The 12,835-nt window shown below is 65.0% G+C and carries 13 protein-coding genes; 4 read left to right on the top strand and 9 right to left on the bottom strand.

Annotated elements, in window-relative coordinates:
* Positions 1-10 precede the first annotated feature (10 nt).
* From HSDC_RS15765 to HSDC_RS15795, 7 genes are all read right to left on the bottom strand, one after another.
* Positions 11-1,495, bottom strand: a complete 1,485-nt coding sequence (locus HSDC_RS15765) for a mannitol dehydrogenase family protein (RefSeq protein WP_064700914.1) — start codon at positions 1,493-1,495, stop codon at positions 11-13.
* Positions 1,496-1,526: 31 nt separating this feature from the next.
* Positions 1,527-2,807, bottom strand: coding sequence for a TRAP transporter large permease (locus tag HSDC_RS15770; RefSeq protein ID WP_064700915.1), 1,281 nt, complete (start codon positions 2,805-2,807; stop codon positions 1,527-1,529).
* Positions 2,807-3,391: a TRAP transporter small permease gene (locus HSDC_RS15775; protein WP_064700916.1), complete on the bottom strand. Its 585-nt coding sequence runs from the start codon at positions 3,389-3,391 to the stop codon at positions 2,807-2,809. The genes HSDC_RS15770 and HSDC_RS15775 overlap by 1 nt, the downstream gene beginning before the upstream one ends.
* A gap of 76 nt (positions 3,392-3,467) precedes the next feature.
* A complete protein-coding gene (locus HSDC_RS15780) occupies positions 3,468-4,436 on the bottom strand; it encodes a TRAP transporter substrate-binding protein (RefSeq protein WP_064700917.1) in 969 nt (322 codons plus the stop codon).
* Positions 4,437-4,507: 71 nt separating this feature from the next.
* Positions 4,508-5,530, bottom strand: coding sequence for a Zn-dependent oxidoreductase (locus tag HSDC_RS15785; RefSeq protein WP_064700918.1), 1,023 nt, complete (start codon positions 5,528-5,530; stop codon positions 4,508-4,510).
* Positions 5,531-5,542: 12 nt separating this feature from the next.
* The gene (gene manD, locus HSDC_RS15790) at positions 5,543-6,754 is read right to left on the bottom strand and encodes a D-mannonate dehydratase ManD (RefSeq protein ID WP_064700919.1); all 1,212 of its coding nucleotides are present in this window, start codon (positions 6,752-6,754) and stop codon (positions 5,543-5,545) included.
* Positions 6,751-7,488 (bottom strand): GntR family transcriptional regulator, encoded by a 738-nt coding sequence (locus HSDC_RS15795; protein ID WP_064700920.1) that lies wholly within the window; start codon positions 7,486-7,488, stop codon positions 6,751-6,753. Before HSDC_RS15795 ends, manD begins: the two co-directional genes overlap by 4 nt.
* 135 nt (positions 7,489-7,623) lie before the next feature.
* On the opposite strand from HSDC_RS15795, the gene HSDC_RS15800 reads away from it, so the two are divergent.
* Positions 7,624-8,829, top strand: a complete 1,206-nt coding sequence (locus tag HSDC_RS15800; protein WP_064700921.1) for an alpha-hydroxy acid oxidase — start codon at positions 7,624-7,626, stop codon at positions 8,827-8,829.
* 57 nt (positions 8,830-8,886) lie between these two features.
* Positions 8,887-9,261, top strand: a complete 375-nt coding sequence (locus HSDC_RS15805) for a translation initiation factor Sui1 (RefSeq protein WP_064700922.1) — start codon at positions 8,887-8,889, stop codon at positions 9,259-9,261.
* A gap of 33 nt (positions 9,262-9,294) precedes the next feature.
* On the opposite strand, the gene HSDC_RS15810 is transcribed toward HSDC_RS15805, so the two are convergent.
* Entirely contained in the window at positions 9,295-10,152 is an 858-nt protein-coding gene (locus HSDC_RS15810; protein ID WP_064700971.1) for an NAD-dependent protein deacetylase, read from the bottom strand.
* Positions 10,153-10,319: 167 nt separating this feature from the next.
* Between HSDC_RS15810 and HSDC_RS15815 the strand changes: the two genes are divergently transcribed.
* Positions 10,320-11,222 carry a nuclease-related domain-containing protein gene (locus tag HSDC_RS15815; RefSeq protein WP_064700923.1) on the top strand — a complete coding sequence of 301 codons (903 nt, stop codon included), beginning with the start codon at positions 10,320-10,322 and terminating at the stop codon, positions 11,220-11,222.
* Here HSDC_RS15815 and HSDC_RS15820 read toward each other — a convergent pair.
* Positions 11,200-12,015: a ribonuclease T2 family protein gene (locus HSDC_RS15820; protein ID WP_244534500.1), complete on the bottom strand. Its 816-nt coding sequence runs from the start codon at positions 12,013-12,015 to the stop codon at positions 11,200-11,202. The two genes, HSDC_RS15815 and HSDC_RS15820, sit on opposite strands and share 23 nt — an antisense overlap.
* Before the next feature lie 7 nt (positions 12,016-12,022).
* On the opposite strand from HSDC_RS15820, the gene HSDC_RS15825 reads away from it, so the two are divergent.
* Positions 12,023-12,832, top strand: a complete 810-nt coding sequence (locus HSDC_RS15825; RefSeq protein WP_064700925.1) for an ATP-grasp domain-containing protein — start codon at positions 12,023-12,025, stop codon at positions 12,830-12,832.
* The last annotated feature ends 3 nt before the right edge of the window (positions 12,833-12,835 follow it).

The following is a 12,835-nucleotide window of genomic DNA, read 5'->3' on the forward strand; positions in this document are numbered from 1 at the left end:
AACCTCTCGATCAGGCTCGCCTGAGGGCGGCCAGCGCCCCGTCGAGCCCCTGTTTCGTCAGGGTGGTATAGGCATCGACGACCGCCTCGGTAAAGCGAGGCTCGGCTGCCAGCGCCGGCAGAAAGACGTCCTCGACGGCCAGGAAAGCCCGTACCAAGGACGCGACGTCATCGCCATGGCGAGCATGCAGGTCGGCCAGTCGTCCGGCCAGAGGATCGTCCACGGCATGGGGCTGACCGGCCAGGTCGTTGCCGGCTGTGTAGCGGATCCAGGCAGCCACGCCGAGGGCCGTGCAAGCTACGTCGCCATCGACCGCCAGACGCGCCTGGGCGCCGTGCAGCCAGCGCTGGGGAAGCTTCTGGGAGCCATCCATGGCGATCTGTTGCAGGCGATGGCGCAGGCTGTCATTGGCGAAACGCGCGAGCAGTTGCTCGGCGTAGGCGGTCAGATCGGTGCCTTCGGGCATGGCCAGCGTCGGGGCGGCCTCGTCGAGCATGTAGCGACGCAGCAAGGCCACCAGGTCGTCTCGGCCCACCGCCTCGGCCACCGTCTCGATGCCGTCCAGCGCGCCCAGGTAAGCCAGCAGCGAGTGGCTGCCATTGAGCATGCGCAGCTTCATGGTTTCGAAGGGCGCCACATCGGCGACCATCTCCACGCCATCGGCCTCCCAGGCCGGCCGCCCCAGAGGAAAGTCATCCTCGACCACCCACTGGCTGAAGGCCTCGCCGACCACGGCATTGGGGTCTTCGATACCCAGTTCGGCCAGTCGAGCGAAGTCTTCCTCGGTCATGGCTGGCACGATGCGGTCGACCATGCTGCACGGAAAGGCGACCTCGCGCTCGATCCAGGCCGCCAGTTCGGTGTCACGACGCGCGGCCAACTGGACCACGGCGTCGCGGGTGCGCTTGCCGTTGTCGGGCATGTTGTCGCAGCTCAGCACCGTGAACGGCGCCAGCTCGGCGCCACGACGCTGTCTCAAGGCCTCCACCAGCAGTCCCGGTGCCGTGCACGGCGTCTCGGGGCTCGCTATGTCAGCGGCGATCATCGGATCGTCGACAAGCAGCTCGCCACTGGCCGGGCTCAGGAAGTAGCCCTTCTCGGTCACCGTCAGGGTGACCAGGCACGTTTCGGGCGAGGCCAGGCGCGAGAGTAGCGCCTCGCGGTCGCGTCCCCATTGCCCGTCACCGTCGGTGCTCTTGTCCCGCCCCGTAAAATGCGTCTCCTCGATCACACCGATCTCGCGGATGGTGACATGCTCGCTGTCGGCGTACTCGGCCACATGATAGCGATGGCCGGCCTCGCGCAGGGCGTCCACCAGCGCCACGTTGGTCCGCAGGTTGGCGCTGCTCACGCCCCAGGCATCGTCACCGCTGCGTTGACGGTAGCGCTCCAGGTAGACCGCCTGGTGGGCGCGGTGGAAGGCGCCCAGCCCCAGGTGGACGATGCGGATCTGGCCGCTGCCGGCGCTCGCCGGCAGCCGTGTGACATTCTGCATCACGCTCTCCATGTCGGTAGGTATTTCCGCCTCACTGCCCCAGTATCAGGTTGGGCAGCCATAGCGATATGGACGGCACATAGGCCACCAGCAGCAACACCGCCAGGTTGCAGAGCAAGAACGGCAGGATGGCCCGGGCCACGGTCAGCATGGGCAGCTTGCCGATCCCCGAGACCACGAACAGGCAGACGCCCACCGGTGGAGTGGTCAGGCCGATCATCAGGTTGAGCACCGCCATGACGGCGAAATGCACCGGGTCCATGCCCACCCCGGTGGCCACGCCAAGCAGCGCCGGAAAGAGGATGATCAGCGCGGCGATGGTCTCCATGAAGGCGCCGACGAACAGCAGGATCAGATTGAGGATCAGGATGACGACGAGCGGGTTTTCGCTGATGGTCAGGATCAGGCCGGCAATCATCTGGGGAATCTGCTCGCTGGTCAGGATCCAGCCGAACAGATTGGCCAGTCCCACCATCAGCAGCAGCGCCGCGGAGGTGAAGACGGTATCGGTGAGGATCGCCGGCAGCTTGCGCCAGGTGAGCCCCTTGTAGACATACATGCCCACCACCAGGGCGTACAGGCTGGCAACGATGGACGCCTCGGTTGGTGTGAAGAAGCCACCGATGATGCCGTAGAGGATGATCGCCGTCATCAGCAGCGCCCAGAAGGCGGTCCTGGCCTCACGCAGCAACTGCAGGAAGGGCACGCGGGCTTCCTTGGGATAGCCACGCCGCACGGCGAGGATATACACCGTGATCATCATCGCCAGGCCCAGCAGCAAGCCGGGAATGGCACCGGCCAGGAACATTCGTCCCACTGACACGCCGGAGAGCGAGCCGGCGATGATCATCGGCACGCTGGGCGGAATGATCGGCCCCACGGTGGAAGAAGCGGCCGTGACCGCCGCGGCGAACGGCTTGTCGTAGCCGGACCGGGCCATGCCAGGAATCATCACCGAGCCGATGCTGGCCGAGTCCGCCACGGCCGTGCCGGAGATGCCGCCGAAGATCATCGAGCCGCCGACGTTGGCCAGGCCCAGCCCGCCGCGGATATGGCCGAGCAGCGCATTGGAGAAGCGCACGATGTTCTCGGTGATGTTACCGACGTTCATCAGGTTGCCGGCCAGCACGAAGCCGGGGATGCACAGCAGCACGAAGGTATCGATGCCCGCGTACAGGCGCTGCGGCACGACGGTCAGCGAGATGCCTTCCAGCAACAGGTAGGCCAGCGAGGCGATGCCCAGGGAGAAGGCGATAGGCATGCCGATCAGCAGCAGGACCAGGAAGGTGCTGAACAGGATGATGACTTCCATCACGGCTTCTCCGTATCGGGACGCTCAGGCGAGCGGAAGATGGCAACGAGGCCCTCCAGGAAGCCAATGGCGCCGTAGGCCAGCAACAGCACGAACATCACCACCGTGGAGAAGAAGATATAGAGCATGGGAACCCTGAGGGTCGGGGACGTCTGCCAGGCGCCATTCATGGCGTACTGCCAGGCGTGAGGCAGCACCATCCAGGCGAAGCCGGCAATCAACAGGCAGATCAACGCCTGGAAGGCCGCCCTGGCGCGGAGTCCCAGCGTATGATGAAAGAGTTCCACACTGACGTTGCGGTGCTGGCGCAGCACCACCCCCACCGACATGGCCACCATGTAGATGAACAGGTAGCGCGACAGCTCCTCGGTCCAGGAGACACTGAATGGCAGGAAGAGACGCGCCGAAATCTGCAGCAGCACCGTGCCGGCAATCGCCACCAGCGCCAGGACAGCCAGCACGGTGAACAGGGTATCGATTCCCCCGATCAGCCGCCCCAAGGCGCCCTGAAAGGTGGGAACCGAGGCAAGTGGGTCCAACTGCTCGAGCGCCTCCTGCTCGGCCACCTTCTGATTGGGGTCCATACGTCCTCCTCATGATGCCTGGGCGGCACCCATCAGCAAGCGGGCGAGCCCCGAAAGGACTCGCCCGTAAGCGGCATCACAGATCCTGGATAGCTTCGTACAGCTCGCGCTGCTCGTCGGTGAGCGCCTCCAGCACGGCCGGGCGGGCCTTTTCGGCGAACGCTTCGGTGTCGACCTCGACGAATTCCATGCCACGTTCCTTCAGGCTCTCTTGCAGTCGCTTCTGATCCGCCTCGAACAGCTCGGCCTCGTAGGACTGCATCTCCTGGGCGGCATCACGAACCACCTGCTGCAGTTCCTCGGGCATGGCCTCGAGCTGGTTCTTGCCGATCACGACATAGATCCAGCTACGCACGTGGTTGGTGAGGTTCACGTAGTCCTGGACCTCATTGAAGCTGGCACTCTCGATCAGGCTCAGCGGGTTCTCCTGGCCTTCGATGGTGTTCTGCTGCAGGGAGGTGAAGACCTCGCTGAAGGCCATGGGCGTGGGACGGGCGCCCAGCGCCTCCCAGGTGTCCACGAACAGCGGCACGTTGGGCACACGCAGGCGAAGGCCATCCAGTTCGTCGGGCGAGGTGATCGGCCGGTTGCTGGTCAATTGACGCGGCCCCCGCTCGAACCAGGCCAGCGGCACCAGGTTGGCACGCTCGGTGATCTGCGCCTCGATCTGGTCACCGATCTCGCCTTCCACGGCCTGTTGCATGTGGGCAGAATCGCGGAAGGCATAAGGCACGGCCATCAATGCCGCCTTGGGTGCCCAGTTCTGCAGGCTCTCGCCAGTGATGGTCATGTCGGCGGTACCCAGCTGAATGCTGTTGATGACATCCATCTCGGCACCGAGCTGCTCGTTGGGAAACAGCTGAACTTCGATCCGCCCGTCGGACTCGGCCTCGACCACTTCCTTGAACTTGGCGGCGGCCTGATGCCAGACGTGCTCCTCGTTGGCCAGGTGGCCGAATTTCAGGGTGAAGTCAGCAGCGAGGCTGGCCTGGCTGGCGAGCATGGCAGCCCCCAGAACGGCACTGGTCAAAAGTCGTTTCATCATGGCGTTGTCTCCTGGCACTTGCTGTTGTGGTTTTGCTTGATGTGCGATTTGCGAGCGAGCATGAATGGCCGTCAAGAACCGATCTGAATCAGTACTTTGCGGGCCCTTTCGGGATGATTGTCGAGCATTTCGATGGCACCGGGCATGTCGTCGAAGGGCAAGCGATGACTGATCAGCGCCAGCGGATCGAGACGCCCGGATGCCATCAGGTCAATCACCTCCGGAAACTTGCGGTTATTGAGCCGTGAGCCGACCAGCGTCAGTTCCTTCTTGATGACCTCCAGCTGAGCCAGATCGCTGGGCGTGGGCGTGAACCCGAGCAGGCCGATGCGTCCTGCCGGCGAGGCCATGCGCAACATCTGCGGCAACAGGGCCGGCACGCAGGCGGCATCGGCGATCAGTGGCATGCCTTCACCATCGGTCAGCGCCTGGACTTCGGCCTCGACGTCCTGTTCAGCACCGTTGAGGGTCCGGGTAGCGCCCAGCTCTCTGGCGGTTTCCAGGCGGGCATCGATCACGTCGCTGACGGTGACATCCTCGATGCCCAGGGCTCGGGCCACCTGCAGAATGGTCAGGCCGATCACCCCGGCACCCAGGATCAGCAGGCGATCGCCTGGATGCGGCTGCATGCGATCGAGAACATTGGCGGCAATGGTATAGGGCTCCACCAACGCGGCGGCGTCCAGTCCCAGGCCCTCGGGCAGTCGATGGACATTGCCTGCCGGCACGTTGACCCGCTCCTCGAAGCCCCCATTGCGATGCACCCCGATCACCTCCAGGGCGGTGCAGACATTGGGGCGTCCGATACGGCAGGGATAGCAGTGGCCACAGTTGATCACCGGGTCGATACACACGCGATCACCGATGGCAACGTCCTCGACGCCCTCGCCCACCGCCTCGACCACACCGGCAAACTCATGGCCGGTGATGCGCGGAAAACGCACGAAGGCGTTATCGCCATGAATGATGTGCATGTCCGAGCCGCAGATACCGGCGAAGGCGACGCTGACCAGCACCTCGCCGGGGGCAGCGTCGGGAACCTCTGTCTCGACCAGACGATAGTCCTGGGGAGCGTTTACCTGAAAGGCTTGCATCGGCTTACCTCGTTACCAGTGCCACAGAGTGCCGTCCTCCAGCCGATTGACCGGCAGGCTGGCACGACGATAGGGATACTTGGCGGCGGCCGCTTCGTCGATGTCGACGCCGTGTCCGGGCGTCTCGCCGACCAGGAAGTGGCCATCTTCGAAGCGGTAGTCGTGGGGAAAGACCTCGTCGGTGATGGTCTCGTGGGGCATGTACTCCTGAATGCCGAAATTGGGCACCCAGGTGTCGAAGTGGATCGCCGCCCCCAGGCACACCGGCGACAGGTCGGTGGGACCATGGAAGCCGGTACGTACGTGATAAAGGCCTGCCAGATCAGCGACACGCCGCATGTGGGTAATGCCGCCACCGTGAGCAAGCGGCGTGCGGATATAATCGATCCACTGGTTTTCGAGCAGCTCCCGGTAATCGTGGATCGAGTTGAACACCTCGCCTACCGCCAGCGGGGTGGTGGTGTGCTGGCGAATCAGGCGGAAACTTTCCTGATTCTCGGCCGGCACGCAGTCCTCCAGCCAGAACAGGTGGTAGGGCTCCACCGCCTTGCCCAGCCGCGCCGCCTCGATGGGCGTCAGGCGGTGGTGGACATCGTGCAGCACATGCAGGTCGTCGCCGAAGCGTTCGCGTACCGCAGCGAACAGTTTGGGCACATGATTCAGATACTTCTCGGTGCTCCATACATGTTCGGCAGGCAGGTCGGAATCCGCCGGCTCATAGCGCTCGCCCTCCTTCTTGGCAACCCCATAAATGGTGGGGATGCCAGGCACACCGGCCTGCACACGCACCGCGCGATAGCCCTGCTTGACGTGCGCTTCGACCTCCTCGAGACAGGCATCGATGTCCTTGCCGGTACAGTGGGCATAGGTCATCACGCGCTCGCGGCTCTTGCCGCCCAGCAACTGGTACAGCGGCATACCAGCGGCCTTGGCCTTGATGTCCCACAGCGCCAGGTCCACCGCGCCGATGGCGCTCATGGTCACCGGCCCCCGCCGCCAGTAGGCACCGCGATACAGGTAATGCCAGATATCCTCGATGCGCTGGGGATCACGGCCGATCAAGGCCGGAATCACATGCTCCTCGAGGTAGGCCACCACCGCCATCTCGCGACCATTGAGGGTGGCATCGCCGATACCGTAGACCCCCTCGTCGGTGACGATCTTGAGAGTGACGAAGTTGCGCCCCGGCGCGGTGACGATGGTATAGGCCTTCTCGATCTTCATGCCTGGCTCTCCTCGGCGAACGCTGGTGTCTGGGTGGGCTGGAACATCTCGGGGAAGCGGCGCACCAGGTCGGGCAAGGACTGCAGGATCTCGGACTGGTGAATGTGCATGGCCTCCGCCGCCGCTTCGGCATCGCGCCACTCGATGGCATCGATGATGGCCGCATGCTGTTCGACGAGCTTGTCGATGGGCGTGCTCTCGGGAACGCTCAGGTAGCGCACGCGATCGAGCTGCGCCTTGACCTCTTCGGTCACCTTCCAGGCGGCCTGCTGGCCGATGCCCAGCGAAAGGGTGCGATGAAAGCCCTCGTCGAGCTGAAAGAAACGATCGTGATCGGCCGGCTCGATGCAGCGACGCTGGCGCTCGATCAGTTCGCGCAACTCTGCGAGTACCGGCCGATCCAGTCCTCGGCTGGCGGCCTCGCGGGCCACGGCCACTTCCACCGCCTCGCGCACGAAGCGCGCCTCGAGCACCGCCTGCTGCGAGATCTTGACCACGAAGGTGCCCCGCTGCGGACGCACCTCGACCAACCCGGCTTCCGAGAGTCGAATGAAGGCCTCGCGGACCGGCTGGCGGCTCACCGAGAACGTCTCGGCGAGCTCCTTTTCCGACAGCGCCTGCCCCGGCGCCAGCTCCATGCGAATGATCGACTGGCGCAGCACCTCATGGAGGCGTTGGCGAACCGAGTCGCTGTCGCGGGTGTCCTGCCATAGCGCTTGCAATGTCGAATTCATGCGTTTTGTCCCGATTCCCTCGGCGCGGATGCAACACCACGCCTATCTGATCTAACTAGTATGGTAGTATGGTGAAAAGATCGAAAGCACTCCCGACCTAGACCTTAGTATGACTATCGATCGCTGGAGGAGCCCGTGAAACGCCGTCCCTACCCCGGTACCGACTACCGTCGGGCACTCAACATCGCCGACCTGGAGCGAATCGCACAGCGGCGGCTGCCCAACTTCGTGTTCGAGTACCTGCAAGGCGGTGCCGATGACGAGCGGACGCTACATCGCAACCGCACAGTATTCCGCGATTACCTGTTTCATCCCCGGACCCTGACTCGGGTCGACGCCCGACACCTGTCGACGACGATACTCGGCCAGCGCCATGCCATGCCTCTGGTCATCGGGCCTACCGGTTACAACGGCATGCTGACGCGCGATGGGGATCTCAAGCTGGCAGCGGCGGCATCCCGGCAGGACATTCCCTTCGTGCTGAGCAACGTCGCCACGACCTCGCTGGAAGAGATTGCCACCGTCGAGGGGCTCCGGGCCTGGATGCAGATCTACTTCTACCGCGATCGCGACTATGTCAGAAAGCTGGTCGAGCGCTGCCATGCAGCGGGCTACGAGACCATCGTGATCACCACGGACAGCGCGATCTATGGCAACCGCGAATGGGACCTGCGCAACTTTCGCCGGCCCATGCAGCCCGACTGGCGTAACCTTCTTCACCTCTGCTCGCGTCCGCGCTGGATCGCCGACGTCCTGATCCCGGATGGCCCGCCCACCTTCAAGAACCTCGACGACCTGCTGCCTCCTGGCCAGCAGTCCGTGCAGGGCGCCTCGGCCATCATCGGCCAGCAGCTGGACCCGACCCTGAACTGGGACGACATCGCCTGGCTGCGCGATATCTGGCAGGGCAAGCTGATCATCAAGGGCCTCCTGTCGCCGGAGGAAGCAGCCCAGGCCGCCGCCTCGGGCATCGACGGCATCGTGCTCTCCAACCACGGGGGACGACAGCTCGATCACGCCCTCTCGCCACTGGACATCCTCGCCGACACCCGAAAGCGCGTTGGCCAACGCTGCCAGCTGTTCGTCGACAGCGGCTTTCGGCGAGGCACGGATATCGTCAAGGCACTGGCGCTCGGCGCGGATGCGGTCTGGCTGGGTCGCGCCACCCTGTATGGCCTGGCAGCGGGCGGACAGCCTGGCGTCGAGCACGCCCTGGACATCCTTCGCCGAGAAATCGACCGGACGCTCGGCCTGCTGGGCGAGACACGGCTCGCCGATCTCGACGCGTCCCACCTCGTGAAGTGCCACGCCCCGAATGGCGAGACAGGAGAGTCCGATTGACCCGCCGCGCTTGAGATACCATGGTTCGTGAGTTTCGTTCCAGACAAGGAGCCCGACATGGCATCCCTTCAGGACCAGCTGCGCGGCCTGGTATATTCCACCGAACACGGCGATACCTGTCCCGAGTGCCGACAGCCGCTGGATAACTGCCGCTGCGCCGAGGCGGCCGAGGAAGAACGCCTGGCGACGCTCGACGGCATCATCCGTCTGCGCCGCGAGACCAAGGGCCGCAAGGGCAAGGGCGTGACGCTGGTCGAAGGCGTACCGCTCAAGAGCGCCGACCTCAAGGCGCTGGCCAAGGACCTCAAGAAGCGCTGCGGCACTGGCGGGGCACTCAAGGATGGCGTGATCGAGATCCAGGGCGATCAGCGCGAAGTGCTCAAGGGAGAACTGGAGAAGCGCGGCTACAAGGTCAAGCTGGCCGGCGGCTAGTGGGAAACGTGTCGGGGTCGTCGACTTTCCGAATCAAGCCCGATCGGCTGGGCGAAGCGCCTTTTCCTCCAGCACCTCTAACAGCGCCGTCAGCCCGGTTTCGGCACTGGTGGTCACCTTGAGGTCGAACAGCGCGTCGGCCCGGGTTCGGCCCAGATTGAGGCAGGCCATCGGTTTGCCGTCCCGAGCCGCTCGCCGAGCGAAGCGGTACCCGGAATAGACCATCAGCGAGGAACCCACCACCAGCAGGCCCCGGCATTCGTCCAGCAGGGAGAATGCCTCTTCCACGGTGTCTCGGGGCACGCTGTCACCGAAAAACACCACGTCCGGCTTCCAGATGCCATCGCCGCACCGTCCGCATGAAGGGACGCGAAAATCGGCGAAATCGCGCTCCAGGTCGGCGTCTCCATCCGGGGCGACGTTGGCGCCCAGCTCGAGCCAGTCGGGATTGAGCTCGCCCAGCTCGTCATGCAGGTCATGGCGCCTGCGAAGCGCGCCGCAGCCCATGCAACGTACCACATCGGCCCGGCCATGCAGGTCGATCACCCGCTGGGAGCCGGCTTGCCGGTGCAAACCATCGACATTCTGGGTGATCACGCCCGCCACATGCCCTCTTGCCTCGAGTTCGGCCAGCGCGTGGTGCGCCGGGTTGGCGCTCGCCTCGCGCAGGGTGCGGAACCCGACCAGGGCCCGCGCCCAGTAGCGCTGGCGGGCGGCATGGCTTTCCATGAATGTCTGGTGCTGCATGGGCGGCGAACGCTTCCAATCGCCGCTGTCGTCACGGTAGTCGGGAATGCCGCTAGCCGTGCTGACACCGGCACCGGTCAGTACCGCCAGCCCTGGCATGCGCGCCATGAACGCTGCCAGTGCCTTGATGTCTTCATGCACCATGCTGTCCTCCAGTTGTCCTGCGAGCCGGGCTGCCGCCGTTGCGCCCGGCGAGGGACGCCGCGCCATGCGACGCTCGATCATCATCCGCCCCATCGAGCCCCGAGCATGGCCTTGGAGGGGCAAGGTTGTCTAGAATGGCCGAATCTCCCCACGGGCAAGGACTCCCGATGGCCTGGCTGGAATACCTGCTTCCACTGATTTTCCTGTTCCCCCTGGCGGCGACCGCGGTGATCGTGGTGGCCCTGCGCAACCTGCACGACGCCCGGGTCAGCTCGCCTTTCGACGCCCATCGCCTGCGCGAACCGGGCCAGTCACTGCGCGACCGCCTCGACCGTGCCTTCGCCAGCCTCTTTCTCAACGGCGCCCTGGGCCCCATCATCACCTTGGTACCGATGGTCTACGGCATGGGCCGCATGCTCTTCGCCAGCCGCCAGAACTGGCTGGAGTGGGGACTTTACGGCGCACTTTCCACCCTGCTGGTGCTGGTCTTCTGCCTGCGCCTGATCCGCGATTTCCAGCGCATCCGTCGCCTCAAGCTGGGCCTGGCCTGCGAGCTGGCCGTGGGCCAGGAACTATCGCGCCTGATCCGTCCCGAAGCCCACCCCTACTATGTGTTCCATGACGTTCCGGGGGGCGACGGTACGCTGGATCACGTGGCGGTCACGCCCCATGGCGTCTTCGCTATCGAGACGCGTGCCCGCACGCCGGCCGTGCTGCCCTCGGGAGAGGAACGCAATGTCGTCGTCGTGGAAAGCGAGCGGCTGCGCTTTCCCGGCTGGAAGGAGCGCCGCCCCCTGCGAGAGACCCGACGCGCCGCGCGCTGGCTGGCGACCTGGCTGGAACGGGAAGTGGGCCGGACGGTGCCAGTGCAGGGCGTTCTGGTGTTGCCGGGCTGGCGCATCGAGGACGCCGCTGCCAGCGACCTGCTGGTGGTCAGCGGCGACGGTCTGGCGGATCAACTGCCGCTGCAACACCCCGGCGAGCTCGACACCGCGACCCACGATGCCGTGATTCGCGCCCTGCGCCAGCGCGTTGCCAGGATGGCGCTCAATCGAACGTCGCTATCCTGACACGAGAGGCACAATCGCCGCGTCCTAGCCTCACCAGGCTGCCCGAGTCGGGAAACTCCGCCAACGACCGGGCATCGATGCCGATTCGCACCTCGGTCAGCAGACGATTGCCACGCCCAGCGCACTCCAGGCGCAAGGCCCGGCCAGTGCCCGGCCCGAAGGCTCCCTCGAAGGCCTCGATCAGGGCGTTACGCGCCACCTCGCCGCCGCGATGAATCACCAGGAAATCGGTGAAGGCACTGGCATTGACGGCCTCCACCAAGGCCACCGAGGTGTCGAACAGATCTTCCGCCGTCACATCCAGACAGGCCGCATGCTTGGCGTATTGATAGCGCCCCAGGCAACTGGCCCGCCCCGGCATGACGTCGCCCAGATCCTTCGCCAGGCCCTCGGACAGTTCGAGATCAGGATGGCGACAGAAGCCACCGTCGGGCCGCGGGCGCTCGATGAAGCACCCCTGGCGCCACCAGCGTCGACGTTCGACACCACGTTCGCTCAGCCGATGTGGCAACGAGGGCCAGAGCCCGTGAAGCACGAAGCCCGCCTCAGTGCCGCGCCGCAACACCGGCTCGCGACACTCCCGGGGTAGTCGGGAACGACTGGCGCAGAAGCCGGGATGCCAGGTCAGCGCCAGGGTGTAGTGGTCGAAGCCACTCGCCTCGATCGACGGCACCTCGGCCCTGGCCTGGGAGGCGCCGGCCCAGGCCATGCCCAGCAGCAGTATCGTCAGCAGCACTTGCCAGAACCGGCCCCGCGGATAATAATCCGCCCGCTTCAAAGGAGATAATGACATTGCATCCATGAAACTCATCACATTCGATGTTTTTCGAACCCTGGGCATTCCCGGCGTGCGCTACATCAAGCCCGAGCGCATGTTCGACCATATCGAGGAAATCCGCCAGGCCGACTGGTTGTTGTTTCCCGAGTACTGGCAGGTCAACAGTCTGCTCTATGGCCTCGGCGCGCGCCTCTTCCCGAGCCCGGCCAGCTATCATCTGGGTCACGACAAGGTCGAGCAGACCCGCGCCTTCCTGGCGCTGGCTCCCGAGCATGTGCCGGCCACCGAGATCCTCGGCACCTCGCCGGCCTCCCTGGCACGGGTCGAGGCCCGCTTCGGTTATCCCTTCATCGCCAAGCGCATCAAGAGCTCGATGGGCGAAGGCGTGCGTCTGATCGCGTCCCGCCAGGACCTGCTGACCCATGTCGCCGAGGAAACGGTACTCTACGCCCAGCAGCGCCTGCCCATCGACCGCGACCTGCGCATCGTGCTCGTCGGCGGCGAGCTGATCGCCGCCTACTGGCGCGTGACGCCCCTCGGAGGATACCGCGCCAACGTCAGCCAGGGCGGCCACATCGACCACACGGCCATCCCCGAGGCCGCCATCGCCCTGGCCCGGCGCCTCGCCAGGGAACTGGATATCGACCATGCCGGCTTCGATATCGCCATGGTCGACGGGCATCCTTATGTGCTCGAGTTCAACCGGCTGTTCGGCAACCAGGGCATCGCCGACAGCAGCAAGCGTATCGGCGCGGCCATCCAGCGCGTGCTGGGCATCCATGACGATGACCGCGATCCGGACGGCGAGCCGCCGCTTTGCCTCACGGCATGAGAC

The organism is Halomonas caseinilytica, assembly GCF_001662285.1.
Lineage (GTDB): Bacteria > Pseudomonadota > Gammaproteobacteria > Pseudomonadales > Halomonadaceae > Halomonas > Halomonas caseinilytica.